The organism is Methylibium sp. (genome assembly GCF_013817345.1).
In the GTDB taxonomy this organism is placed as follows: domain Bacteria; phylum Pseudomonadota; class Gammaproteobacteria; order Burkholderiales; family Burkholderiaceae_C; genus Methylibium.
On the sequence record NZ_JACDCW010000034.1, the window covers coordinates 1 to 25,812 of the forward strand.

A 25,812-nucleotide genomic window follows, 5' to 3' on the forward strand; every position below is an offset into this window, starting at 1 on the left:
CATGCGCCGCGATCTTCTTGTACATCAGCGGCTGGGTCATCGAGGGCGTGTCCTGCTCGTTGTGACCCAGCTTGCGGAAGCAGATGATGTCGACCACCACGTCCTTGTTGAACTCCTGGCGGTAGTCGAGCGCGAGCTGCGTGCACAACACGACTGCTTCGGGGTCGTCGCCGTTCACGTGCAGCACGGGCGCCTCGATCATCTTGACCACGTCGGTGCAATACAGCGTGGAACGCGAGTCGCGCGGATCGCTAGTGGTGAAGCCGATCTGGTTGTTGATGACGATGTGCACCGTGCCGCCGGTGTAGTAGCCGCGCGTCTGTGCCAGCGCCAGCGTTTCCATCACCACGCCCTGGCCGGCGAACGCGGCGTCGCCGTGCACGAGCACCGGCAACACGGTGTCGCCTTCGGCGTCGCCGCGGCGGTCAAGGCGCGCCTTGACCGAGCCTTCGACCACCGGGTTGACGATCTCCAGGTGCGAAGGATTGAAGGCCAGGCTCAGGTGGATCGGGCCGCCGCGGGTGGTGACGTCGCTCGAGAAGCCCTGGTGGTACTTCACGTCGCCGGACGGCAGGTCTTCCTTGGCGGTGTGGTCGAACTCGCTGAACAGATCCTTCGGCGCCTTGCGCAAGGTGTTCACCAGCACATTGAGCCGGCCGCGGTGCGCCATGCCGATGACGATCTCCTGCACGCCGAGCTCGCCGCCGCGCTGCAGCAGTTCGTCCATCGAGCAGATGAAGCTCTCGCTGCCTTCGAGCGAGAAGCGCTTCTGGCCGACGTACTTGGTATGCAGGAAGCGCTCAAGGCCTTCGGCTGCGGTGAGGCGCTCGAGGATGTGCGTCTTCTCGTCCGCGCTGAAGCTGGGTTTGGAGCGGATGCGCTCCAGGCGCTCCTGCCACCAGCGCTTCTCGCCCGGCTCGGTGATGTGCATGAACTCCGCACCGATCGTGCCGCAGTAGGTTTCGCGCAGCGCCTGCACGATCTCGCGCAGCGTCTGCTGCTCGGCCGTGGTGAAGTAGGTGTTCGTGGCGCTGAACGTGATGTCCATGTCGGACTCGGTCAGGTCGTAGAACACCGGCTCGAGTTCGGGGATCTTCGGCCGTTCGGCGCGCTTGAGCGGATCGAGGTCGGCCCAGCGCGCGCCCAACGACCGGTAGGCCGCAATCAGCGACTGCACGTGAACCTGCTTGCGCGCGACCGCCAGTTCGGCGGCGCTCGCCTTCACCGCGAAGGCGTTCGCCTTGGCGCGCTGTGCGAAGGATTCGATGACCGGGGCGTGGGCCACATCGCGGGCCTCGGAGCCATCACCCGCGGGAACGTTCTGGAGGGCGTCGAAGTAGGAACGCCAGTTCTCGGGCACGGAGCCCGGATTGTCCAGATAGGCCTCGTACAACTCTTCGACATAGGGCGCGTTGCCCCCGAACAGGTACGAGTTCGAGCGGTGGTGCTGCATCATTTCGCTCACCTTTCACCCCGGTCTGCGAGGCGTTGGCTGGTTATGAAAAAACCTTCCGCGACACGGCTGAACCGGTTGGCGGATTGCGACCCGCCTTTGCTTGTTCGACTGAACCAGAAAAGGGGACGGGAAGGACCGAATTGCGGGGGTGACTGTAGCACCGGGACCTGTTCGCGAAAGGCGCCAAGCGCCGATCGATACGCCTCGCAGCCCGGATTTCCTGGCCGTTGCCGTTCCCGCGCGGGGCAGCCAGGCCCGTGCGGATGCCGTTGTCTGCGGCTCAGTGCACCGCACTCGGCGCCGGCGGCTGGTCGCGTGGCGATGTGAAGACCTCGCCGACGTCCACCGCGTCGAAGCGGTACTGCGCCCCGCAGAACTCGCAGCCCACTTCCGCCGTACCACGCTCTTCGATCAGCCCGTCGATCTCCTCGCGGCCCAGGCTGCGCAGCATGTGCGCGACGCGCTGGCGCGAACAGCGGCACTCGAAGCGCGGGCCATGCGCGCCCTCGAGCGGGGGAAAACGGCGCAGCGTTTCTTCCCAGAACAAGCGGTGCAGCAGCTTGTCAGCGGGAAGCGTGAGCAGCTCCTCGCGGGTCAGCGTGCCGGCGAGAAGCGCGACGCGCCGGTAGTCCTCGCTCAGGCCGATGCCGTCCTCGTTCTTCGCGCCGAGGTTGCCGCTGCCTTCGACCGGCAGGCGCTGGATCAGCAGACCGGCCGCGACCTGGCCATCGGCGGCGAGCACGAGCTTGGTGTCGAGCTGCTCGGACTGCAGCATGTAGTGCTCCAGCACCTCGGAGAGCTGCTGGAGCGGCTCGCGCAGGTCTCCGTGAAGGCCGACGACGCCTTGGTAGGGCTGCTGGCCGGGCTGCTTGTCGTTCGGATCGAGCGTGATCGCGCAGCGGCCCTGCCCGCCCACGTTCACCAGCGCTTCGAGCCCGGCGCCCTGCGCCACCTCCCCGGTCACCGTGGCAGTGGCGCGCAATGCCAGATCGGGCTGCACTTCGGCGACCGCCAGCCGCACCGGCCCGTCGCCCTGGATCTGCAGCACCAGTGCGCCGTCGAACTTGATGTTGGCCTGCATCAGCACGCCGGCCGCGGCCATTTCGCCGAGCAGGTCGCGCACCGGCTCGGGATAGCCGCCGGCCTTCTCGCGACGCTGCAGCAGCTCGGTCCAGGCGCCAGTCAGGCGCACCAGCATGCCGCGCACCGGCAGGCCCTCGAAGATGAATTTGTGGAGTTCGCTCATCGGTCTCAGATGGAGTTCAATCGATGCGCTTCAACGCGGTCTTGTAGTGCTGCGCCCGCTCTATGTAGCTCTGCGTTGCCTGCCGCATGCGCGCAAGGTCGGCCTCGCCCAGCGGGCGCACCGCCTTGGCCGGGCTGCCCAGGATCAGCATGCCTTCGGCGAACTCCTTGCCCTCGGTGACCAGCGCGCCGGCGCCGACCAGGCAATTGCGGCCGATCTTCGCGCCGTTGAGCACCACCGCCTGAATGCCGATCAACGCCCCGTCGCCGATGGTGCAGCCGTGCAGCATGGTCTGGTGGCCGACGGTGACACCCTCGCCCACGACCAGCGGGTAGCCGGGATCGGTGTGCAGCACGCTGCCCTCCTGCACGTTGGAGTTGCGGCCGATGGTGATCGGCTCGTTGTCGCCGCGCAAGGTGGCTTGCGACCACACGCTGGCACCTTCGGCGAGCGTCACCGCGCCGATCAGCTCGGCGCTCTCGGCGACGTACGCGCGCTCATGCACTTGCGGTGAGCGCCCGTCGATCTGGAACAAGGCCATGCGCCACTCCGGCAAAGCGACGATTTTACGGAGACCGACCGCCTGGTCCCGAGCCGATCCCCGCAAAGCCGCACTGGCCTGCTGCAGTTGGCCGCCGCCGCCGAGGGCGGGGCCGCCCGTCAGCCTCTCGGCGACATGTACTCGGACGCAGCTTGGCCGCTGACTGCCGGCCGGGCTGGATCGAAAACACCCTCGAGTAGCGCTGCGGGAAGACGGCCACGAAGGCCGATCGCGACGACACCCACGCCGCTCGCGGGGCGCTCGAAGGCCTTGCGCAAGGAGCCGCGGCGACCTGCGAACTGGATCTCGGCCCACTCGAATTCGTCGGTGTGAACCCATCCTTTCAGACGCAACACACCCGCCGGCATGTCGCGCAGCCACGCACGCAAGGCCGCGGCCGACAAGCTCTGGGCGGGCCGGCACGACCAGGTATCGAACAAGGCGCCGTGGTCATGCGGCTGCTCGTCCTGCGCATCACCGCCGTGCTCGTGAGGCGCTACATCACAGGCGGCAAGCCCGTCGCGGTGCCGGTCCTGCGGCGGCAACAGCGCGGCGCCGGTGAGCACCGGCAGCGGCACCTCCGCATTCGCCGTCTCGAACACCGGCGCCGCGCCGGCCACCGACGCGACCCACTCGCGCACGCGTGCAAGTTCGGCCACATAGATCAGATCGGTCTTGTTGACGACGATCAGGTCCGCCGATCTCAGCTGCCGCTCGAGCGAATCGGCAAGCAGTGGATCGAGCGCCTGCTCCAGCGCCGCACTGGCATCGAGCACGACGATCACGCCGTCGAGCGTGAGGCCCGGATCGGCCAGGCCTACCTGGGCGATCCGCCAGGGGTCGGAAACGCCGCTGGCCTCGATGATCACCGCGTCGAAGGGCGGCGTCGATTCGAGCACGCCGATCAGCGCGGTCGTCAGGTCGTCGCCGATGGAGCAGCAGACGCAACCATTGGTCAGCGCGATCGTGTCGCCGGCGCTGGCGGCGATCAGATCGACGTCGATGTTGAGCGCACCGAAGTCATTGACCAGCACCGCCAGCCGACGGCCGCCGGCGTCGCGCAACCAGCGATTGAGCAGGGTCGTCTTGCCGGCGCCCAGAAAGCCGCCGATGACAGTCAGCGGCAACCGCGGCCGAGACGCGTCCACGCTCAGCGGCCCGGCAGCGGCAACACACGCCCGCCGAGCACCGTGCCGGCCACTCGAACGTCCTTGAGCGCGCTCGCCGCAACGCCGTGCGGATCGTCGTCCAGCACGCAGAAGTCGGCGAACTTGCCGACTTCGATCGAGCCGATGCGCCCGTCGAGGCCGAGCGTGAACGCCGCACCCATCGTGATGGCGTACAGCGCATCGGCCACGCTGATGCATTCGCTCTTGCCGAGCACGCGTCCGGACGAAGTCAGCCGGTTGGCGGCGCACCAGGCGGTGAACAGCGGGCCGAGCGGCGTGATCGGCGCATCGGAATGGATGGCCAGCGGCACGCCGTTCGCCAACGCGGTGGCGCACGCATCCATGCGGCACGCGCGATCGGGGCCCATGGTCAGCGCGTAGTGCGCGTCGCCCCAGTAGTACAGGTGGTTGGCGAACAGGTTCACGCACATGCCGAGCCGCGCCATGCGCCGGAACTGCGCGGCGTCGGCCATCTGGCAATGCTGCAGCGTGTGGCGGTGGTCGGCGCGCGGGTGCTTGCGCAGCGCCGCTTCGACGGCGTCGATCGCGAGCTCGGTGGCCTCGTCGCCGTTGGTGTGAATGTGCAGTTGCAGTCCCTCGGCATGGAAGTATTCGATGGCTGCAGTCAACTCCGCGGGCGATCCGATCCAGATGCCGTTCTCGTGCCCGTTGAAGTAGCCGGGCCAGCGCACGCGTGCCGTGAAGCCCTGGATCGAACCGTCGACGACGATCTTGATCGCCCCGAAATGCAGCTTGTCGGTGTTGCGCGCCATCCGCTCGCGCACGCGCGCCGCGCCGGCCTCGCGCGACACGCTGCCGTCCAGGCTCACATAGGCCGGCACGATGCGCACCGGATAGTCGTCTTCGGCCGTGATGCGTTGCAGCAGCTCGGCGCTCTCGTCCGCCAGGTCGTTGACGAGGTCGGTGGCGGTGGTCACGCCGGCGAGCTGCGCGATCTGGCCGAACTTGCGGAGCCCGGGTTCGCTGGTGGCGGTGATGCGAAAGATGTTGCCGATCAGCCGCGAGATCGGAAACATCGCGGCGAATTCCAGCAACTCGCCGGTCGGCTCGCCATTGCCCGACTTCACCACGCCCTCCACCTCGGTATCGCGCGTGATGCCGGCTTGCGCCAGCGCGGCCGAGTTGACGTTCATCAGGTGCTGGCTCGCATGCAGGATCACGACCGGCCTTGCTGTCGAAACCCGGTCGAGATGCCGCACCGTCATGCGCTCGCTGCCGAGGAAGATCGGATCGAAGCCCCAGGCGACCAGCGGCTGCTTCGGATCGCTCAGCGTGGCCTCGATGTCGGCGAGCCGCTGCACCACGTCCTCGAAGCTGCCGCAGCCCGGCCACACCTTGCCGTCCGGCGCCGTGCGGGCGTGGAAACCGACGAACGGAAACTGCCACAGGCCGCCCGCCATCAGATGCGAGTGCCCCTCGACCAGGCCGGGCATCAGCACCTGCTCCGAGAAACGCGTGTCGAGGCTGAAGTCGCCCCACTCGCGCATGCGCTCCAGGTCACCCACCGCAAGCACCTTGCCGTCGCGCACCGCGACATGGGTCGCCTTGGGCTGCATCGGGTTCATCGTGATGATCTTGCGGGCCTGAAATACGGTCGTGCTCATGGTGTTTCGTGATGAAGAAGGTCTGGTCGCGCCAGCATGCAGCAGGAGTCGTCCGGACAGCATGCAGCTTGCGTGGGCGAGGCGCTGCAGCGATTCGCGTCAGGCCGATTGCATGCGGATGATCGGGATCGGCGTGCCGCCCGCCATGTCGATGCGGCGACAAGCGACCCAGTGGCCGGGCGAGAGTTCGCGCAACGGCGGCGGTTCGGCGACGCAGGCCGGCTCAGCGGCGGGGCAGCGGCCGGCGAAACGACAGCCCGCTGGCGGATCGATGGGGCTCGGCGGATCGCCGCTCAACTTAATGCGCTGCGCCGCACGGGTGCGTCCGCCCTTGACCGTCGGCACCGCCGACATCAGCGCCACGCTGTAGGGATGCAGAGGATTGGCGAAGAACTCGCGGCGCGGGGCGCGCTCGACGATCTGACCGAGGTACATCACCGCGATCTCGTCGCAGATGTGCTCGACGACCGCCATGTCATGCGAGATGAACAAGTAGGTCAGGCCGAGCTCGCGCTGCAGCCGCACCAGCAGGTTGAGGATCTGCGCGCGGATCGCGACGTCGAGCGCCGACACCGGCTCGTCGCAGATCACCAGCTCCGGCTGCGTGGCGAGCGCGCGTGCGATGTTGATGCGCTGCCGTTGGCCGCCGGAGAACTGATGCGGGAAAAGCCGCTGCTGCTCCGGCCTCAGGCCGACCGCGGTGAACAGCTCGGCCACCCGCTCGACCCTTTGCGCTGCCGTGCCGACCGCCATCAGGTCGAGCGGCGTGCGCACCGCGTCGCCGGCGCGCTGGCGCGGATTGAGCGAGGAGAACGGATCCTGGAAGATGAACTGCATGCGACGCCGCACCTGGCGCAGCGCCTCTGCGCCGAGCGCACCGAGGTCGGTGTTGCCGAGCCGCATCGTGCCCCCGGTGGCCGGAATGAGCCGCATCACCGCCAGCGCGGTGGTCGTCTTGCCGGAGCCCGATTCCCCGACCACCGCGAGCGTGCTGCCCTTGGGAATCGTGAACGACACACCGTCGACCGCCTTGACGACTTCGGGCGGCTTGAACCAGCCCTTCTTCGCGCGCGGGAAATGAACCTTCAGATCCTGGACAGACAGCAAGGGCGTCGCGGCTGTCGTGCTGCTCATGCCACGTTCCTTTCCGGTTCGGCCAACAACCAGCAGGCCGCCGTGTGGCCGTTGCCGCCCACCCCGATCATCGGCGGCACCTCGCGCGCGCAGCGCTCCATGGCATGAGGACAGCGCTCGCGAAACGCGCAACCGCTGCCCAATTCCCAGATCGACGGCACCACACCGGCAATCTCGATCAGCTCGGGCCGCTCGGCCTGCTGGCTGCTGCCGAGTTCGGGCAGGCATTCGATCAAGCCCTGGGTGTACGGATGGCCCGGCTGCCGGAGCACCTGCTCGGCGGTGCCCTGCTCGATCACGCGCCCGGCGTACATCACCATCACGCGGTCGGCCATCTCGGCGACAGCGCCCATGTCGTGCGTGATCAACAGGATCGCAGTGCCCTTGTCGTGCTGCAGTGCGCGCAGCAGGTCGAAGATCTGCGCCTGCACCGTGACGTCGAGTGCGGTCGTCGGCTCGTCGGCGATCAGGATGTCGGGCCGGCAGGCGAGCGCCATGGCGATCATCACGCGCTGGCGCATGCCGCCCGACATCTGGTGCGGGTACTCGTCCACGCGCCGCTCAGGCGCCGGAATGCCGACCTGCCGAAGCATCTCGATCGAACCCTGGTGCGCCGCTTTCGCATCGAGTCCCGCATGCAGCCGCAAGGACTCGCCGATCTGATCGCCGATCGTGAACACCGGATTCAGCGAGGTCATCGGCTCTTGGAAGATCATCGAGATGCGGTTGCCCCGCACCTCGCGCATGCGCGCCTCGCTCGCCTGCACGAGGTCCTCGCCCTGGAACCGCACCTGCCCGCTGTTGATGCGCCCCGGCGGCGACGGGATCAGGCGCAGCAGCGCCAGCGCGGTCATGCTCTTGCCGCAACCCGACTCGCCGACCACGCACAGCGTTTCGCCGGGATCGATGTGGAAATCGACGCCGTTGAGCACCATCGCCGCGCCGCGCCGCGTGCGGAACTCGACGCGCAGGTCCTCGACTTCCAGAAGCGGTGCACTCATCAGCGCTCCCTCAGCTTCGGGTTCAACGCGTCGTTGAGCCCGTCGCCGATCAGGCTGACCGCGAGCACGGTGACGAAGATCGCCGCACCGGGGAAGGCAACCGCCCACCAGCTCGAGAGGATGTACTGCCGGCTCGAGCCGATCATCAGGCCCCAGCTCATCTGGTTTGGGTCGCCCAGGCCGAGAAACGACAGCCCGGCCTCGAACAGGATGGCCGCGCCGACCGCCAGCGTTGCCGACACTACCAGGGGCGGCAGCGCGTTGGGCAGGATCACCTTCCAGATCAGGCGCGCGTTGCCGGCACCGATGGCCCGCTCGGCGCGCACGAATTCGAGCCCGCGCACCTTCATGAACTCGGCGCGTGTCAGGCGCGCGGTGCCGGTCCAGCTGACGACGCCGATCGCCAGCGTGATGGTCACGAGGGTCGGCCCGAACAGCGTCACCAGCACCATGGCGAACAGCAATGCCGGCAAGACCTGGAAGAACTCGGTGACGCGCATCAGCAGGTTGTCGACACGGCCGCCGTAAAAGCCTGCCAGCGCACCGAGCGTGATGCCGATGACGACGGACAGCAGCGCCGCCACGCCGCCGACCAGCAGCGTGGCGCGGCCGCCGTAGATCAGCGTGGTCAGCACGTCGCGGCCGATGTAGTCGGTGCCGAGCCAGGCCTCCTCGGAGAGCGGCGGCGTCATCGGCGCGGCGACGATCTCGAACGGATCGGCCGGATAGATCCACGGCCCCGCGATGGCGACCAGCAGGACGAACAGCAACAGCGCGCTGCCGACGATGGACGACGGGTTGCGCGCGAACATGCGCAGCGCCTCCGCCCACGGGCCCTGCGCGACGGGCGCTGCTGCCGCGGCGGGCCGCTCAACGATCACCGCTGCGGTGTTCATGCGGTCTTGATCCTCGGGTCGATGAGCCGGTAGCACAGGTCGGTGAGCAGGTTCATCACGATCACGACGATGGACGAGAAGAGCAGCACGCCCAGGATCGTCGGGTAGTCGCGCCGCAGCACCGACTCGAATGCGAGCCGGCCCAGGCCCGGCCAGTTGAAGACGGTCTCGACGAGGATCGCGCCGGCCAGCACGTTGCCGAACTGCAGGCCGAGCATGGTCACGACCGGCAGCACGGCGTTGCGCAGCGCGTGCTTGTAGAGCACGACGCGATCGGCCAGGCCCTTGGCACGCGCGGTGCGGATGAAGTCCGAGCCCAGAACGTCGAGCATCGACGCGCGCGCCAGGCGGCTGTACTGGGCCAGGTAGACCAGCGCAAGCGACAGCGCCGGCAGCACCAGGTGGTGCAGCACATCGAGCGCGCCGGCCAGGCCGTCGGCCGTCGATGCGACCGAGCGCATGCCGGCGACGGGAAAGATCGGCAGCACCGACGCAAACAGGATGATCAGCATCATGCCCATCCAGAACACCGGCGCGGCGAAGCCGATCAGCGCCAGCACGGTGATCAGCTGCGACAGCCAGCCGTTGGGCTTGCGCGAGGACAGCACGCCGAGCGTGGTGCCGATGACGAAGGCGCCGAGCACGGCGCTGAGCACCAGCAGCAAGGTCGCCGGCACCCGCTCGGCGATGAGGCCGGCCACCGGCAGGTTGAAGAAGTACGAATAGCCGAGATCGCCTTGCACGACCTTGCCGAGGTACACGCCGAGCTGCACCGGCAGCGGCTTGTCGAGCCCGTACTGGGTGCGCAATTGCGCCTTCAGCTCCTCCGACATGCCGCCGCTGGCGCCGGCGATGGTCTCCACCGGATCGCCCGGCGCCGCATGCACCAGCACGAAGTTGAGCACCACCACCGCCAGCACCAGGGCCAGGCCCTGCAGCAGGTGCGTCAACGCGAAGCGCGCGGCTTTCATGGCAGGCTCTTGCGCAAGGGACCCGCGCCTACTTCAGGTAGACCTCGTCGTACGGCGACATCGGCCCCCAGATCGACACGGGCACGTTGCCGACCTTCTTGCCCGCCACGGTGTGGTACGGCACCACGTTGACGAAAACGATCGGCAGCTCGTCGGTGACGATCTTCTGGAACTCCGCGTAGTGAACCTTGCGCTTCTCGACGTCGAGCAGGCTGCCGGCGGTGTTCAGCAGTTCATCGACCTTCGGGTTGCTGTAGGACTGCGTGTTGGTCCAGACGATCGGCTTGATGTTGGTCGAGAGGTAGGTGCGGTGCACGCCGATGACCGGATCGCCCCAGTTGAAGACGAAGTCCATCGACATGTCGAACTCGTGCGTGGCCATGCGCTTGGCCCACGCGGGGAAATCGGCGGACGCGCGAACCTCGACAGCAATGCCGATCTTCTTCAGTTGCGCGCGCGTGTACTCGGCCACCAGCTTTTGCTGGTCGTCCACCCCGGGCAGGTAATCGATCGTGAGCTTGAAGCGCTCGCCACCGGAGTCGGCCTTGTAGCCGGCGGCGTCGAGCATCTGTGCGGCCTTCTTCAGGTCGACCGGATAGCGCACCAGGTCGTTCGTCGCGAAAGGGCTGCTGGCGACGATCGGGCCCGCCGCCGGGGTGGCGAAGCCCGCCATCAGCGCCTTGGTGACGAACTTGGTGTCGATCGCCATGGCGATCGCCTTGCGCACCTTGATGTCCGACAGCGGCTTTCTCTCCAGATTGAAGGCGAGCCAGTTCATCGGCCCGATGCCCTCATAGCCGCGCGGCGTCAGCGTCACCTGCGGGTTGTCCTTCAGCCGGCGCAGGTCGGTGGGGACCGATACGAACGGGAGCATGTGGACGTCGCCGCGCTCGAGGCCGAGCATCAGGCTGGCCGCGTCGGGGGTGATGCTCATCACCACCTTGTCGAGGTAGGGCTTGCCTGGCAGGAAGAACTTGTCGAAGCGCTCCATGACGACGCGCTGCCCGGGCGAAAACTCGACCAGCTTGAAGGGCCCCGAGCCGACGACGTTGGCGGAATTGCGCGGGTGGTTCTTCAGGTCCTGCCCGTCGCCGTAGATGTGCTTGGGCAGGATCGGGCACAGCGCCGGCGACATCGCCAGCACGATGGCCGGGTGCGGCGCGCTCATTCGGATGATCGCGGTATGGGCGTCGGGCGTCTCGACCTTCTCGACCGGCCCCATCATGGTGGAGAAGGGATGATTGGCCTTGATCGCCATGATGGAGAACGCGACGTCCTCCGACGTGATCGGCTTGCCGTCATGGAACACCGCGCCCTTGCGCAGGTTCAGGGTCAGCGACTTGCCGTCGTCCGCGAGCTTCCATGTCTCGGCCAGATAGGGCTGCGCATTCCACTGGTCGTCGAAGCGCAGCGGGCTGGCGAACAGTTGCGTGCCCGGCATCGCGGTGGCGATGCCCGACTGCACCGCGCCGTTGAGGTGGCGCGGCGTCTGCGTGGTGCCGACGACGAGCGTGCCGCCGCGCTTGGGCTCCTGCGCGGCTGCCGGCAGGGCCAGCGTCAAGGCGCACGCCGAAACGATCAGCGAAGCCAGGGCGCGTCGTCTCGAGGTCGGGGAATTCAGCATCGGGTTTCTCCAAGGAGAACAAAGGCGGAGCGCGCTCCGGATGCATCGAAAGGTACACATGCCCGAGCGTCGGCCATAGAGCCACGCGCGGTCTTTCGATGGGGCCAAGTGCCGAGGGTTTTCACCGGGCCGAACGGGTGAGCGGCGACCGGCGGACAGCGCTTCTTCGACCGACCGATAATTTTCAGCATGCCGGCCACCCTGCCCCGACCCGAACTGCGCAAGGCAGCACTGGCGCTGCTGCAGAAGGACGATGCTGCCGCCAAGGCGGCGGCTACGCGGACGCTTTTCGCCGACCGCGACGCACTCGCACTGGATACCCGAACCGTCCTCGAGCCGAGCGCGCCGCTGCCGGGGCGCCCGGCACGACCACTGCTGGTGCCGGCGCTGCAGGTGCCGCAGCGCTCACGAGGCACGCGCGAGGGCCGTGCGGCGCTGCTGCACGCCATTGCCCACATCGAGTTCAACGCCATCAACTTGGCGCTCGACGCCATCTGGCGCTTCGCCGGCCTGCCAGCGGCGTACTACCGCGACTGGCTGCAGGTGGCGGGCGAAGAGGCACTGCACTTCACGATGCTGCGCGAGCACCTGCTGAGCCTGGGCTGCGACTACGGCGACTTCGCAGCCCACGACGGCCTGTGGGCGATGACGGCAAAGACGGCGCACGACCCGCTCGCGCGCATGGCGCTGGTGCCGCGCACGCTGGAGGCGCGCGGACTGGACGCGACGCCGCCGCTGCAGAAGAAGTTCGCGCAGGCCGGCGATGCGCGCGCGGTGGAGATCCTCGGCGTGATCCTGCGCGACGAGATCGGCCATGTGGCGATCGGCAACCGCTGGTACCGCTTTCTGTGCGAGCGCGACGGACTCGACCCGGTTGCGCTCTATCCGCAACTGGCCGAGCGCTACGAAGCGCCGAAGCCGAGGCCGCCGTTCAACCTGACGGCGCGCGAGGCCGCCGGGTTCACGGCGCAGGAGTTGGCGCAGCTCACGGGCTCATGAAATAGCGCTTGAGCCCGGCCAGGATCATCTCGACCGCGATGGCGGTCAGCACCAGCCCCATCAGTTTTTCGATCGCGGACACCATCGAATGGCCCAGCAGCCGGCGAATGCGCTCGGCCGAGAGCATGACCGCCGCGCAGACCGACAGCGCCACCGTCACCGCGCCCACCCATTCGACCATCTGCCCAGGCTGGCGCGAGGCGAGCAGCAGCACCGTGGCCATGGCCGAAGGCCCGGCCAGCAGCGGCACAGCGAGCGGAAAGATGAAAGGCTCGCGCGCACCGCCTTCGGAGGCATAGATCTGCGAGCCCGAGGTGAAGATCATGCGGATCGCAATGATCAACAGGATCACGCCGCCCGCCACCTCGAGCGACCGCTCCGACAGGTGCATCAGGTCTAGAAAACCCCGGCCCGACACCATGAAGCCGAGCAGCACACCCAGCGCGATGAGCGCCTCGCGCATCGCCACCCAGTTGCGCCGCTCCGGCGCCACGCCCTTGAGCACCGAAATGAAGATGGGAATGCTGCCGAACGGGTCGAGCACGAGCAGCAGCAGCACCAGGGCGGAGACGAAGCTGTGGTCCATGGGCGGATCCCTGCTCCTTTCCCTCAGTGCGGCAGCGCTGGCTCGACCCCCGGCGCCACCGGATCGCCTGCCGAAAGCGCTGCGTCGGTACGCGCACCGGCACGACGCACCGCCTGGTCCAGGAGGACCATGTGGAGCAGTGCGAAGGCACCACCCAGCGCCGCGCCGGCCAGCGCGTCCAGCGCAACGTGCTGACGGATCGCCAGCGTGGAATAAACGATGCCCAGGCACCACAGAGCGTTGACCCCGCGCACGACGCCCCGCTCACCCGTCTCGCGCAGTATTCGCTCCAGCCACAGTGCGGTGAAAACGGCGAACGCGACGTGCAGCGACGGGCAGGCGTTGCCGGCCACATCGACGGTCTTCAGGAAAGCGAGCGAGGGATGGGCGGACCAGTCGAGCGCGAAGTCCGGCACCGCGGTCGGCCAGAGAACGAAGATGCTCAGTCCCGCCAAGCTGAGCGTGCCAGCTGCCAGGCCATAGGAAATGACTTCACGTCTGTCCTTGAGCAACGCCGGCCCCAGTGAAACGTAGACCCAGAGCGACACGTAGAGAACGAAAGCTTCGGGCCGAAACGCCACCCACCGGTCCAGCGCGATCAGCGGCATGGTGGTGACCGCAAAGAAAGGATGCTGCAGCACCCAGAAATAGGCGACGAAGAACGCGGTGATGCCGAGTGTCGTGCCGGCCATCTTGGCAAACCACAGCGTGCGAATGCGTGGGCCGAGTTGGCGGTGCCAGGCGCCGATGGGCCGCCTCGAATCGCTGATATCCATGACTCAGCTTAAGCGAAGCGCAAGACCGCGCTCAAACACCGCTGCGGACTCGCACCCGCTGCGAAGCACCCCCGGCGGTATGCCGCTGCAGCGCACGCCGAATGCTTTTGCCAGCGCCAGTATGCCTACAGCACGCGGTGGAACCACAACACCGACAAGCCCGCCGAAAGCAGCAGCAGCACCAGCGCCCCGGCCACGACGAGTGCGGTGACTTCGGTCTGCCGGGTCTCCAGGACGATGCGCGAATTCAGCGTCTCGTAGACCTTCTTCAGATCCGTGGCGGTGCCGGCCTGAAAGTATTCGCCATGCGTCAGGGAGGCAATCGACTTGAGCGTGTCCTCGTCGAGTTTGACGTGTACCGACCAGCCCTCGAAGTGGATGGTCGTCCCTTCCTTGGTGCCGATGCCCACGGTGTACACGCGCACGCCCCGGTCGGCTGCCAGCTTGGCGACCGCCAACGGATCGGGGCCGGTGGTGCGCTGGCCGTCGGTGAGCAGAATGATCACCGCCTCGTCGTAAGAGCCCGGCGGCACCGGCTCGACGCCGGCGAGGCCGTTGTTCTCCGTCTCGCGCGGCAACATCGGCAAGGCGCGTGAGCGGCTGCTGCCCGAGCGGGCGCCCTGCAAGGCCTCCATGTCCAGGCCGATCTCCGGAAACAGCGTGGCCAGCGACACCACCAGGCCATTGCCGATGCCGGTGCCGCGCTGGAGCTGGAAGCGGTCGATCGCCGCGACCACGTCTTCGCGGTTGCGCGTGGGCGGCTGCACGAGTTGCGCAGTGGCCGCGAAGGCGACGACGCCGATGCGCGTGTTGGCAGGCTGATCGGCAACGAAAGTTCGCGCTGCCGCCTGGGCCGCTTCCAGCCGCGTGGGCAGCACGTCGTCGGCGCGCATGCTGCCGGACACGTCGATCGCCAGGATCACCGTCTGCTGTTGCGAGGGCAGACTCATGACCGCCTGCGGCCGCGCAAGGGCGATCAGCAGCGCCGCCAGAGCCAACAGGAAAAGCACCGGCGGCACATGGCGCCGCCATGCCGCGCCCTGCCCTGCCTCCTTGACCATGGCCAGGCTCGCGTAACGCAAAACGACGCGTTTGCGCCGGCGCAGCAGCCAGACGTACAGCACGGCAAGCAAGGGCAGCGCGAGCAACCCCCACAGCAACTCCGGCCACTGGAAAGTGATGAGGTTCATGAGGCGGCTCCCGCACCGGCCGCCCCGCCGCGGCGCTGGGCGACACGCCGGCGCAACTGCACGAAATGGGTCAGAGCCTCCGCCAAGTCGTCCTCCGTCGATAGTTCGAAGGTGTCGACGCCTGCGCTCGCCAGTGCTTCCTGCAGCGCCTGCTCGCGCCGCTCCACGGCCTTGGCGTGACGAGCCCGGAAGCCGCGATCATGCGTGTCGACCACGATTTGCTCGCCGCTCTCCGCATCGCCCATCAGCACCAGACCGAGATCAGGCACTTCGTCGTCGAGCGGGTCGGTCAGGCGCACGGCCAGCACCTCGTGGCGCTGCGCCAGTCGAGCCAACGGCCGCTCCCAGCCGGGCTCGCTCAGGAAGTCGGAGATCACGAAAACCTGCGCACGGCGCTTGAGCAGCGGATGGGCGGCGTCCAGCAGTTCATGCAGGCGGGTACCGCCGACAGGCGCGGCCTTCGCTTTCTTGGCCGGCGCGGCTGCAGGCTGCGACAGCGCATGGATCAGCCGCAGCAAATGCCGCCGGCCGCTGCCGGCCGGCACCACCGCGTCGACATGCCGCCGATAACGCAGCGCCCCCACGCGGTTGCCACGGCGCGTGAGCAGCCGCGCCATCAGCGCGACGAAATCGAGCGCCACCGCACCGCGGCTGGCCCGTGCACCGATGTCCGAAGAGGGGCTCAGATCGACCAGGAACCAGGCCGTGAGGTCGCGGTCCTCGTGGTACTCGCGGACATAGGGCGTCTGCAGCCGGGCGGTGACGTTCCAGTCGATGTGGCGCACGTCGTCGTGGGTCTGGTATTCGCGCAGGTCGGCAAGATCGTCGCCTACGCCGAGCAGCAAACCCCGGTAGTCACCGTGCAGTGCGCCGTCCAGGCGCCTGAGCACGCGCCACTCCAGCCGCAGCAGCAGCCGCTCGGCGTCGGGCAGGCCCAGCGCGGCGCTGTTCATTGCAGGGGCACCGAAGCACCGTTGCCGGCCGAGGTCGGCGCGGCGAACGACCCGCGCGACGCCAGCGGCGTTGCGGGCGGGCGGATCTTGCGCAAGAGCGTGGCGATCAGGTCGTCGGCGCTCACGCCTTCGGCCAGCGCCTGGTAGGACAGCACCAGCCGGTGGCGCAGCACGTCGGGCACCAGCTCGCTCACGTCTTCGGGCAGCACGTAATCGCGCCCGCGCAGCAGCGCCAGGGCGCGCGCGCCCTCGATCAGGTGGATGCTGGCGCGCGGGCTGCCGCCGAAGGCGATCTGCGGCGCCAGCTCGGCCAGGCCGTGCTGGGCGGGCTTGCGGGTGGCGGCGACCAGCTTCACGGCGTACTGAATCAGCGACGGTTCGACGAAGCTGCGCCGACACGCTCTTTGCAGCCCCGCCAGTTCGTCGGCGCCGAGCACCGGCGCAACGTCGGGCCATTCGCCGATGACACGCTCGACGATCACGAACTCCTCCTCCTCGCTCGGGTAGCCGACCACCACCTTCATCATGAAACGGTCGACCTGCGCCTCGGGCAAGGGATAGGTGCCTTCGGTCTCGATCGGGTTCTGCGTGGCCATCACCAGGAAAGGCTGGGCCACGCGGTGCGTCTCGCCGGCAATGGTGACCTGACGCTCCTGCATCACCTCGAGCAGCGCGCTCTGCACCTTGGCCGGCGCCCGGTTGATCTCGTCGGCCAGCAACAGGTTGGTGAACACCGGCCCGAGCGAGGTCGAGAACTCGCCCGTCTTCTGATTGAAGATGCGTGTGCCGATCAGGTCCGCCGGCACCAGATCAGGCGTGAACTGGATGCGCTTGAACTGGCCCCGCAGCACCAGCGCCAGCGTCTTGACCGTCTGCGTCTTGGCCAGTCCCGGCACGCCCTCGACCAGCAGGTGGCCTTGCGCCAGCATGGCGATCAGTACGCGTTCGAGGAATTGATCCTGGCCGACCACCACCTTCTTCACTTCGTAGAGCACGCGCTGCATCTGCGCGGCGACATCGTCGGGACGGAGTTCGTAGGCGGGCATGCGGTGGTCCTCGTAGCGGATCGGAAATGAAAGCGGAAAAACGGGCGGTCGTCAGGCCGGTGGCACACCCACGGCGGCGGCGGCGTCCTCTATCGGCACGGCCAATCCGATGCCGACGAAGAAGGACTGGTCGGTCGGATTGAGGATCGCCGCCACGATGCCGACCACCTGGCCGTCCATGGTGATCAGCGGCCCGCCGGAATTGCCCGGATTCACGGCCGCGTCGAACTGGATCAGGTTGGACAGCAGCGGCCGTTCGTCCTCGGCGCGGTGCTGGCGACCCAGCCCCGACACCACGCCCGACGAAACGCTCGGTCCGATGCCGAAGGGAAAACCGATCGCCACCACCTCGTCTCCAGGCATCAGACTGGCGGCGGGGCGCAGGGTGGCGGGCCGTACGTCGTCGGGCAAGCGGCGCGCGCGCAGCACGGCGAGATCGCTCTCCGGGCGCACGCCCATGAGCACCGCGTCCGACTCGGAGCCGTCGAAAAAGGTGACGGTGATGCGCTCGGCGCCAGCCACCACGTGCAAGCTGGTCAGGATGGTGCCGTCCTCGACGATCACCACGCCGGTGCCGGTGCCGCCGTGGCCCGGTTCGTCGAGCGGGCGGCGTTCCTGGGGCGCACCGGTGCGCACCCGCACGACCGAGGGCATCACCGCGGCGGCAGCACGCGCCGGCCGCGAGGGCAATGCCTGCGTCTCCAAGGTGTGCAGCACGGCTGCATCGACGTCGTCCTGCGTCAGCCGCTGCGCAGCGGGCGGCAGCAAGGCGGCCTGCAGCACCACGCCGATCAGCGCAGCGCACAGTCCCGCAGCGAAGAAGCTGCTGCGGGGGTGGCGCACCAGCGCACGTCGCACACGGCCGGGGGGCCTTTTCGCGCGCTCGTTGAGGCTTGCCTGCGAACCGGCCGGCGCCGCATCGGAGAACACCGGCGCCGCAGCGGAAGCCGGGGCGCGACGCGCTTGCGTGCGGGGCGATCGACTGTAGAGAGTGGCCTTCTTCATCGGTGCTCCCGGTTGAGCGGAGCCGCGTTCATCAACCCGAGCGCGGCGCGCAGGGAAAACAGTAGCACGCGGCGGGCCAGGAGAACGCCGGGCGGGATATTCAGGGCGGCGAGGGAGCACCGCGCGCTTGAACCGGCCTGCTATCCCCTCGGATGATGCTGAGCGTGAAGAAGTTTCAGCCGTTCGCGCGCCACGTGCGTGTAAATCTGCGTCGTGGAAATGTCCGCGTGGCCGAGCAGCATCTGCACGGAGCGCAGGTCCGCGCCGTGGTTCAGCAGGTGGGTCGCGAAGGCGTGGCGCAGGGTGTGCGGCGACAGTGCCACCGCAATGCCGGCAGCGCGCGCGTTCTTCTTCACGATCAACCAGAAGGCCTGCCGCGTCATCGCGCCGCCGCGTGCGGTGGCGAACAGCGCGTCGCTGGCCTGGCCTGAAAGGATGGCAGCACGCGCCTCCAGCAGGTAGCGCGTGATCCAGCCGTGCGCTTCCTCACCGAAAGGCAGCAGCCGCTCCTTCGCGCCCTTGCCCATCACTCGCAGGGCGCCTTCGGCCAGGCCGACGTGCACCGTCTTGAGCGTGACCAACTCGCTCACGCGCAGGCCGCTGGCGTACATCAGCTCGAGCATGGCGCGGTCGCGCAAGCCGAGCGGCGTTTGCACGTCGGGTGCCGCGAGCAGCGCTTCGACCTGAGCCTCGCTGAGCGTTCCCGGCACGCGCAGCGGCTGTCGGGCGGCCAGCAGCTTGAGGGTTGGATCGGCGCTCAGCCGGCTCTCGCGCAGCGCCCAGCGGAAATAGCGCTTGAAGACCGTTAGCCGGCGGTTCGCGCTGGTCGCCCGCGTGCCGGCGTGGCGCGCCAGCGCGTAGCTGCGCAGATCGACTTCTGTGCTGGCGTCGATCGGCTTGCCGGTGGCACTGTGGAGCCAGCGCGCGTAGAGCGTCAGGTCGCGGCGGTAGGCGGCCAGGGTGTTGGCCGAGAGGCCGTCCGACGTCCACAGGCCATCGAGAAAGCGGTCGATCGCCGCGGCACTCTGTGCAGGCAGCGACGGCAAGGGCGGAGCATCGGTCACGGCAAGAGTGTGCCTGCGCCTGAAGGCCCGGCTGCACGGGCCCATCGCGCCCGGTAACCTCAGCGCATGCGCGATGTACTGCTCCTTTTGCCCGACTTCCTGCTCATCGTGGTCGGCTTTCTCGTTTGCCGCTACACCGTGCTCAATCGGCCGATCTGGGAATCGACAGAGAAGCTGGTCTACCACCTGCTGTTCCCGGTGCTGCTGTTCGACTCCATCGTGCGCAACCCGCTCGACCCGGCCGAGGCGGCGGCGCTGGGAGGTGCGGGCCTGGCCACCGTCACGGTCGGCATCGTGCTGGCTTACGGCCTGAAATACTGGCGCGGCGCCGACCCGCTGCTGCACGCGTCGGGCGCGCAGGTGGCGTTCCGCTTCAACTCCTACATCGCGCTGGCCATGGCCGAGCGCCTGGGCGGCGCGGCCGGCGTGGCGCAGATGGCCTTGCTGGTGGCCGTTTGCGTGCCGCTGTGCAATGCGGGCGCCGTTCTGCCCCTGGCCCGCCACGGCGGCCACCACCTCGGGCGCGAGCTGCTGCGCAACCCGCTCATCGTCAGCACGCTGGCCGGCCTGCTCGCCAACCTGGCCGGTCTCACGTTTCCTGAGCCGGTCGGCACGACCATGCAGCGCATCGGGCAGGCGGCGCTGCCCCTCGGCCTGATGGCGGTGGGCGCCGGCCTGCAGCTCGGCGGCCTCAAGGCCTCGCCATCGCTGGCTGCAGCGCTGCTCGCCTTGCGCCACGCCGTGCTGCCCGCATCGGCACTGGCCATCGGCCTGGCGATGGCGCTGCCGGCCTTGCAGCTCACCATGCTGGTGGCGTTCGCGGCCATGCCCACGGCGTCGAGCTGCTACGTACTGGCCGCACGCATGGGCGGCAACGGTCCCTTCGTGGCCGGGCTGGTGACGGTCTCGACCCTGCTGGGCATGCTCACGCTGCCGGCGTGGATCGCCGTGAGGCTGTGGGCCGGCTGAGACTTGCGAGCTCCCGCTAACACACCGGCGAACTCGAGGACAGGCGCGCTCTGGCCGTTGTGAGTGCGCCGGGCGCGCTCAGCGCTGCGCCAGCGCCCAGTCGATGTGCTCGCGCACCAGCGCGCTGGCCGCCTCGCGCGCTTGGCCCAGCGCGTGCGCGAAAGAAGCATCGCCCGTCTCGCGCCAGGCATTGCCGAGCGCCACCGCCAGATTGCGCCGCCAGCGCTCGAAGCCGATGCGGCGGATTGCGCTGCCCTCGGTGCGGCGCAGGAAATCGTCTTCGTTCCAGGCCCACAGTTGCAGCAGCGAGGGTGCATCGAAGGCGTCGCGTGTGTCGAAGTCGGGCAGGCTCGCGCGCTGCGCGTACTTGTTCCAGGGGCACACGAGCTGGCAATCGTCGCAGCCGTAGATGCGGTTGCCGATCGGCGCGCGGAATTCTTCGGGGATCGGGCCGTCGTGCTCGATGGTCAGGTAGGAGATGCAGCGCCGCGCATCGAGACGGCGCTCACTGACGATGGCCTGCGTCGGGCACACGTCGATGCACGCGCGGCAAGTGCCGCAATGCGCCTCGCTCGGCGCTGTGAGCGGCAAGGCGAGGTCGACATATATCTCGCCGAGAAAGAACATCGAACCCGCCTCGCGCGACAAAGCCAGCGTGTGCTTGCCACGCCAGCCCAGGCCGCTTCTCGACGCCAGCTCCACTTCGAGCACCGGCGCGGAATCGGTGAACACGCGGTGACCGAAAGGACCGATACGCTCGGCCAGGCCATCAGCCAGTTTCTGCAGCCGCGCGCGCATCACCTTGTGATAGTCGCGGCCGCGTGCATAGAGCGAAACCGTCGCATCGGTCGGTTGGCGCAGCCGTTCGAATTCGATTGCCTGCCAGCCTTCGCCCGTTGCGCGAGGCAAGTAGTCCATGCGCGCCGTGATCACGCGCACGGTGCCCGGCACCAGTTCGGCCGGGCGCGCCCGCTTGAGGCCATGGCGCTCCATGTAAAGCATGCTGCCGTGCAAGCCCTGTTGCAACCACGCCAACAAGCCCGGCTCGGCGCTCGCCAGATCGACATCGGCCACACCGATCTGTGAGAATCCGAGCTCGCGCGCCGCCCGGCGCAACTCGACCCACACGTCGTCCGGCACAGCCTCTCGATCGGCTGCTCGCTCCAGGACCACCGGCGCTCGATGCATCCACCGATTCTAGAAACCCGCAGCGAACACTGGCCCGACGAGGCCGCTTGCGCCGCCCGCGCGCAGGCCATGGCCGAACGCGAAGCGCTGCGCGATGCCTTCATCGAACTGCAAGGCCCGCTCGGCGCCGGCAAGACCACTTTCGCCCGGCATCTGCTGCGCGCCCTCGGCGCCAGCGGGCGCATCAAGAGCCCGAGCTATGCGGTGGTCGAGCCCTACGAACTGACTCGCGGTGCAGCCTGGCACTTCGACTTCTACCGCTTCACCGACGAGCGCGAGTGGGAAGACGCCGGCTTTCGTGACATCTTCGCCGGCCCCGGCTTGAAGCTTGTCGAATGGCCGCAGAACGCCGGTGAAACTTTGCCGGTTCCCGATCTGCGCATGGAACTCGTGCCGCTCGAAGACGACCAACGCGCCGTGCAACTGTCTGCCTACACCGAGCGCGGCCTGGAGCTGCTGCGATGACCGCGCGCGGTCTGCAGCGCCGCGAGCTCATCCGTCAGGCCGGTGCGCTCGTGCTGTTGCTGGGCGCGCGCGACATCGCCTTCGGCGCCACGATCCTCGCCGTGCGCGTCTGGCCGGCGTCCGACTACACCCGCGTTACGCTCGAGTCCGACACGGCGCTGGCCGCCACCCACTTCCTGATCGGCAATCCGCAGCGCGTCGTAATCGACGTCGATGGCCTCGAGCTGAGCCCGACCCTGCGAGAGCTGGTCGGGCAGGTCGAGGACGGCGACCCCTTCATCGCCAGCGTGCGGGTCGGCCAGAACCGGCCGCGCGTCGTGCGGCTGGTCATCGATCTCAAGCAGGCCAGCGAGCCGCAGGTCTTCACCCTGGAGCCGGTGGCCGCCTACCGCCACCGGCTGGTCTTCGATCTCTACCCGACCGTCGAGCGCGACCCGCTGCTCGCGCTGATGCAGGAGAAAGCCGCAGCCGAGGGCTCCGACGCGGTGAGCGCCGCCGAGGCCGAGCGCGCGGCGGAGGCGGTCAACGACGCGCTGGGCGAGTTCATCGGCAAGATCGGCGAGCCGCCGGTCGCCGCCGCCCCGCCCCCGCCGGCAGGCAAGCCGGGCGCCAAGCCCAAGGCAACCGCGCGGCTGATCATCGTCGCGCTCGACCCCGGCCACGGCGGCGAAGACCCCGGCGCCATCGGCCCGAGCGGCCTCTACGAGAAAGACGTGGTGCTGCAGATCGCGCAGCAGCTGCGCAAGCGCATCAACGCCCAGCCGAACATGCGCGCCATGATGACGCGCGACGGCGACTTCTTCGTGCCGCTGCAGGAGCGCGTGCGCAAGGCGCGGCGCGTGCAGGCCGACCTGTTCATCTCGATCCACGCCGACGCCTTCATTCGCCCGCAGGCCCGCGGCGCCTCGGTGTTCGTGCTCAGCGAGCGCGGCGCCACCAGCGTCGAAGCGCGCTGGATGGCGAACAAGGAGAACGCCGCCGACAGGGTGGGCGGCGTCAACCTCGTCAAGAGCGAGGACGCCGCGCTCAAGCGCGCCCTGCTCGACATGAGCACCAGCGCCCAGATCCGCGACAGCCTCAAGCTCGGCACCGAAGTTCTCGGCCACATCGGCAAGGTCGGCCGGCTGCACAAGAAGCAGGTCGAGCAGGCCGGCTTCGCCGTGCTCAAGGCGCCCGACGTGCCCTCGATCCTGGTCGAGACGGCCTTCATCTCCAACCCGGACGAGGAGAAGAAGCTGCGCGACCCGCGCTATCAGGCGCAACTCGTCGAAGCGCTGGTCACCGGCATCAACCGCTACTTCGCCAAGAACCCGCCACTGGCGCGCCAACGCGCCTTGTAAGCCGGCGCGGTTTATTGCGTCTCAGCCATCGGCGGCAAAGGCGATGGTCGAGAGCAGTGCCAGCTCGGCCTGGCGCGAATCGAGCCGCGTGTGCTGCACCACGATCGGCACGTCCGACTCGATCACGCTCGCATACGGGGTGGCGACCGGGATCGGTTCGGGCTCCTTCAGTTGATCGAAGCGCACGTGCAGGGTGCGACGCGCCGGCACCGTGACCCGGTAAGGCCCGACCGGCTCCCGGTCGGTGAAGAACACGGTGATGCGTACCTGCGCGTCCTGATCCGAAGCGTTCAGCAGGCAGGCGGTTTCGTGGCTGGCCATCTCCGGCCCTGTCCCATGGCTCCAGCCCGGGATGTAGCCTTCGGCGATCGCCCAGCGTGTGCGGCCGATAGTCTTGTCCACGCGTTCTCCTTGCGTTGTGCAGGCATGCCGCCGTTTCAGGACAGCAACTCACGTGCCGAAGAACGACCACCGGCCTGTCTTGCGGGCAATGGCGCTCAGTTCTGCGGCAACGTGTCGGCGCGCAGCGAAAGGTTCTGAATGCGCGTGTCAGCGTCGGCGGCGACATCTGCAGCGCTGTAGGGCGTGGCCCGCGGGAACGTCGCGGCGAGAAACTGCGCCAGCGCGTTTTGCTCGCCGCCCGGCGTCGCGAACACCTTGCTCGAGGCGCTCACCAGATCGACGCGACTCGGTGCCGACAGCGCACTGAAGGGATAGGCGTCGCCGCCGCCGGCCAAAAAGTCGAGCGTGACGAGGCGGTAGGTGGTCGAACCTGGTACCTGGAAGGCGCCGCCCGAATAGACCACCTGCGGGCCGGTGAGCGGGCCGCCGCCGTCCGGATCGTCGACCACCAACGTGCGCACGCGCGAGCCGGCCGGCTGCGCCGGATCGAAGCTGAAGCGCAAGCCGCCGACTTGCGGGAACTTGCCCTGGGTCGAGCCCGGCAGCCAGTCCGACACGCCGTGTTCGACGACCGCCTTGAGCTCGGCCGCCGTGAGCGTCAGCAGCGACAGGCCGTTGTTGAAGCGCAGCGAGAACTCGATGTCGAGTTGCGAGATGTCGCCGGCCTGCTTGCCCACCTCTGCGTTGGCGCGCGTGGGACCCTTCTGACCGGTGATCGAGCCGGGCGGAATGTCGAGCGAGCCGATCGAGGAGCGGATGCCGCCGCCGTTCTTGATCGACACCGCGGTGCCGGCGTCGACCGTGCGGGCATAGGCCAGGTTGGCGTCGGCGCTCAGGTTGCCGAGGTTGGTTTCCTGGCTGCGCGCCAGCACGCGGTCGCCTTCCAGGTAGACCGTGGCGGCACCGAACAGGTTGCCGTCCTTGGCGGCGATCACCGCATCGATCTTGTCGGCGATGGCCACCACCGCCGGGATTGCGTCGGCCACGCTCACGCCAGCGCGTGTCAGACCCTCGACGTCGGTCGCCCAGGCGCCGTTGAGCTCTTCGTCGAGGCGGCCAACGATCACGCGGCCCTCCTCGTCGAAGGGCAACACGATGCGGCCGAGGTATTTGTAGTCGGCATCGACGTTGACGACGAGTACCGGCTCGTCGTCAGGCGAGGCGAACTCCAGCGGATAGGTGCCGCCGTCGGTGTCGCCCGGGCGCACGCGGTCGTCTTCGTCGTACAGGCCCGTGTTCGAGCCGCCGGCGATGATGAGATCGACCCCGCGCAGCCGCGTTGCCAGCCCGCGCTCCACGTCGAGTTGCTGCATGTGGGCGAGCAGGATGATCTTGTCGATGCCGCCGGCCACCAGGGCATCGACCGAGGGCTGGATTTCGGCTGCCAGCGCATCGAGGTCGGCCGTGTCGGCGCCGCTCGGGCTCACGGCGATGCCGCCCACCGAGGTGATGCTCGGCAGGGTCGGCGTGCTGGCACCGACCACGCCGATGCGCTCGCCATTCACCGTGATCACGGCGTACTTCGCCAGCTCGCCGGCCAGCTCGGCCGCCGCAGCGCCGTCGTTCTCGGGCGCGGCCAGCGCGGCAAGATTGCCGTCACCGGAGAAGTCGAGGTTGGCCGACAGGTAGGGGAATGCCGTGCCGGGCCAATCGTCGGCGTCGGGGCCGGTCGCGCGCAGCAGGCTCGCGAAGTAGTTGGTGCCCAGGTCGAGGTCGTGGTTGCCGACCGTCGAGGCCTGCAGACCCATGGCGTTGAGGATGGCGATGTCGCCGCGTCCGGCGGAGGGCACGCCGAGTTCGGGCGCCAGCGAGGCATCGTCGGCGGCGTTGAAAAAGGGGCCGGGGATGTAGTTGTCGCCCGAAGACAGGAAGACCGTGTTGTCGGGCTGCTCGGCGCGAAACTTCTGCAGCAGCGCAGAGAGCGCCTTCGAGTTCTCGACCAGGTCGCCGCCGCTGTCCATGTCGGCCACGTGCAGCACCTGGAGGGTGAAGGCGGCCTGCGGCAGATCGTCGTCGTCATCGTCCGAGTCGCCGCCGCCGCACGCGGCCAGCCCGGCCGACAGGGCGCTCGCGGCCAGCAACAGGGCAAGCGGGCGGCGATACCAGGCGAAGGTCGCGAGCTGCATTCGGGTCTCCTTGGAAACCCGAGAGCTTGGCAAGCTCCGG

Annotated in this window: 24 protein-coding genes; 4 read left to right on the forward strand and 20 right to left on the reverse strand. The window is 68.4% G+C overall.

The features are described 5' to 3' along the window. The 10 genes from H0W40_RS08520 to H0W40_RS08565 all read right to left on the reverse strand — a co-directional run. The coding region (locus H0W40_RS08520) for a thiamine pyrophosphate-dependent enzyme (RefSeq protein ID WP_292445326.1) at window positions 1-1,465 on the reverse strand (1,465 nt) is incomplete at its 3' end. Window positions 1,466-1,736: 271 nt separating this feature from the next. Beyond that, window positions 1,737-2,702, reverse strand: a complete 966-nt coding sequence (locus tag H0W40_RS08525) for an Hsp33 family molecular chaperone HslO (protein WP_292445328.1) — start codon at window positions 2,700-2,702, stop codon at window positions 1,737-1,739. Window positions 2,703-2,718: 16 nt separating this feature from the next. After that, window positions 2,719-3,243 (reverse strand): gamma carbonic anhydrase family protein, encoded by a 525-nt coding sequence (locus tag H0W40_RS08530; RefSeq protein ID WP_292445330.1) that lies wholly within the window; start codon window positions 3,241-3,243, stop codon window positions 2,719-2,721. Between the two features lie 119 nt (window positions 3,244-3,362). Continuing rightward, window positions 3,363-4,391, reverse strand: a complete 1,029-nt coding sequence (locus H0W40_RS08535) for a GTP-binding protein (protein ID WP_292445332.1) — start codon at window positions 4,389-4,391, stop codon at window positions 3,363-3,365. Window positions 4,392-4,393: 2 nt separating this feature from the next. Then, window positions 4,394-6,037: an amidohydrolase gene (locus H0W40_RS08540; protein ID WP_292445334.1), complete on the reverse strand. Its 1,644-nt coding sequence runs from the start codon at window positions 6,035-6,037 to the stop codon at window positions 4,394-4,396. Window positions 6,038-6,136: 99 nt separating this feature from the next. Continuing rightward, the gene (locus tag H0W40_RS08545; RefSeq protein WP_292445335.1) at window positions 6,137-7,171 is read right to left on the reverse strand and encodes an ABC transporter ATP-binding protein; all 1,035 of its coding nucleotides are present in this window, start codon (window positions 7,169-7,171) and stop codon (window positions 6,137-6,139) included. Further along, on the reverse strand, window positions 7,168-8,172 hold the full coding sequence (locus H0W40_RS08550) for an ABC transporter ATP-binding protein (RefSeq protein ID WP_292445337.1): 1,005 nt from the start codon (window positions 8,170-8,172) through the stop codon (window positions 7,168-7,170). Before H0W40_RS08550 ends, H0W40_RS08545 begins: the two co-directional genes overlap by 4 nt. Next, on the reverse strand, window positions 8,172-9,068 hold the full coding sequence (locus H0W40_RS08555) for an ABC transporter permease (RefSeq protein ID WP_292445339.1): 897 nt from the start codon (window positions 9,066-9,068) through the stop codon (window positions 8,172-8,174). The genes H0W40_RS08550 and H0W40_RS08555 overlap by 1 nt, the downstream gene beginning before the upstream one ends. Then, window positions 9,065-10,039, reverse strand: coding sequence for an ABC transporter permease (locus H0W40_RS08560; protein WP_292445341.1), 975 nt, complete (start codon window positions 10,037-10,039; stop codon window positions 9,065-9,067). Before H0W40_RS08560 ends, H0W40_RS08555 begins: the two co-directional genes overlap by 4 nt. A gap of 28 nt (window positions 10,040-10,067) precedes the next feature. Further along, window positions 10,068-11,660 (reverse strand): ABC transporter substrate-binding protein, encoded by a 1,593-nt coding sequence (locus tag H0W40_RS08565; protein WP_292445373.1) that lies wholly within the window; start codon window positions 11,658-11,660, stop codon window positions 10,068-10,070. Window positions 11,661-11,852: 192 nt separating this feature from the next. On the opposite strand from H0W40_RS08565, the gene H0W40_RS08570 reads away from it, so the two are divergent. Continuing rightward, window positions 11,853-12,662 carry a ferritin-like domain-containing protein gene (locus H0W40_RS08570; RefSeq protein ID WP_292445342.1) on the forward strand — a complete coding sequence of 270 codons (810 nt, stop codon included), beginning with the start codon at window positions 11,853-11,855 and terminating at the stop codon, window positions 12,660-12,662. Here H0W40_RS08570 and H0W40_RS08575 read toward each other — a convergent pair. The 7 genes from H0W40_RS08575 to xerD all read right to left on the reverse strand — a co-directional run bounded on the left by H0W40_RS08575 (window position 12,649) and on the right by xerD (window position 19,282). Next, a complete protein-coding gene (locus tag H0W40_RS08575) occupies window positions 12,649-13,248 on the reverse strand; it encodes a MarC family protein (protein WP_292445344.1) in 600 nt (199 codons plus the stop codon). The two genes, H0W40_RS08570 and H0W40_RS08575, sit on opposite strands and share 14 nt — an antisense overlap. 23 nt (window positions 13,249-13,271) lie before the next feature. Further along, entirely contained in the window at window positions 13,272-14,024 is a 753-nt protein-coding gene (locus tag H0W40_RS08580; protein WP_292445345.1) for a phosphatase PAP2 family protein, read from the reverse strand. A 125-nt stretch (window positions 14,025-14,149) separates the two neighbouring features. Continuing rightward, window positions 14,150-15,205, reverse strand: a complete 1,056-nt coding sequence (locus H0W40_RS08585; protein ID WP_292445374.1) for a VWA domain-containing protein — start codon at window positions 15,203-15,205, stop codon at window positions 14,150-14,152. A 5-nt stretch (window positions 15,206-15,210) separates the two neighbouring features. Then, entirely contained in the window at window positions 15,211-16,167 is a 957-nt protein-coding gene (locus H0W40_RS08590) for a DUF58 domain-containing protein (RefSeq protein ID WP_292445347.1), read from the reverse strand. After that, window positions 16,164-17,213, reverse strand: coding sequence for a MoxR family ATPase (locus H0W40_RS08595; RefSeq protein ID WP_292445349.1), 1,050 nt, complete (start codon window positions 17,211-17,213; stop codon window positions 16,164-16,166). Before H0W40_RS08595 ends, H0W40_RS08590 begins: the two co-directional genes overlap by 4 nt. 51 nt (window positions 17,214-17,264) lie before the next feature. Next, window positions 17,265-18,218 (reverse strand): trypsin-like peptidase domain-containing protein, encoded by a 954-nt coding sequence (locus H0W40_RS08600; RefSeq protein WP_292445350.1) that lies wholly within the window; start codon window positions 18,216-18,218, stop codon window positions 17,265-17,267. 140 nt (window positions 18,219-18,358) lie between these two features. Beyond that, on the reverse strand, window positions 18,359-19,282 hold the full coding sequence (gene xerD, locus H0W40_RS08605) for a site-specific tyrosine recombinase XerD (protein WP_292445351.1): 924 nt from the start codon (window positions 19,280-19,282) through the stop codon (window positions 18,359-18,361). Between the two features lie 66 nt (window positions 19,283-19,348). Here xerD and H0W40_RS08610 point away from each other — a divergent pair, with 66 nt between their 5' ends. Beyond that, window positions 19,349-20,251, forward strand: a complete 903-nt coding sequence (locus tag H0W40_RS08610) for an AEC family transporter (protein WP_292445352.1) — start codon at window positions 19,349-19,351, stop codon at window positions 20,249-20,251. A gap of 78 nt (window positions 20,252-20,329) precedes the next feature. Here H0W40_RS08610 and queG read toward each other — a convergent pair whose 3' ends face one another. Further along, window positions 20,330-21,439 (reverse strand): tRNA epoxyqueuosine(34) reductase QueG, encoded by a 1,110-nt coding sequence (gene queG, locus H0W40_RS08615; RefSeq protein ID WP_292445353.1) that lies wholly within the window; start codon window positions 21,437-21,439, stop codon window positions 20,330-20,332. On the opposite strand from queG, the gene tsaE reads away from it, so the two are divergent. Together tsaE and H0W40_RS08625 are read left to right on the forward strand one after the other, a co-directional pair. Next, window positions 21,434-21,904: a tRNA (adenosine(37)-N6)-threonylcarbamoyltransferase complex ATPase subunit type 1 TsaE gene (tsaE, locus tag H0W40_RS08620; RefSeq protein ID WP_292445355.1), complete on the forward strand. Its 471-nt coding sequence runs from the start codon at window positions 21,434-21,436 to the stop codon at window positions 21,902-21,904. The genes queG and tsaE overlap by 6 nt on opposite strands. After that, entirely contained in the window at window positions 21,901-23,244 is a 1,344-nt protein-coding gene (locus H0W40_RS08625) for an N-acetylmuramoyl-L-alanine amidase (protein ID WP_292445356.1), read from the forward strand. Before tsaE ends, H0W40_RS08625 begins: the two co-directional genes overlap by 4 nt. 21 nt (window positions 23,245-23,265) lie before the next feature. Here the strand turns inward: H0W40_RS08625 and H0W40_RS08630 are convergent, their stop codons facing one another. Then, window positions 23,266-23,646, reverse strand: a complete 381-nt coding sequence (locus H0W40_RS08630; protein ID WP_292445357.1) for a sensory rhodopsin transducer — start codon at window positions 23,644-23,646, stop codon at window positions 23,266-23,268. A 95-nt stretch (window positions 23,647-23,741) separates the two neighbouring features. Continuing rightward, on the reverse strand, window positions 23,742-25,772 hold the full coding sequence (locus tag H0W40_RS08635; protein WP_292445359.1) for a bifunctional metallophosphatase/5'-nucleotidase: 2,031 nt from the start codon (window positions 25,770-25,772) through the stop codon (window positions 23,742-23,744). Window positions 25,773-25,812: the final 40 nt, after the last annotated feature.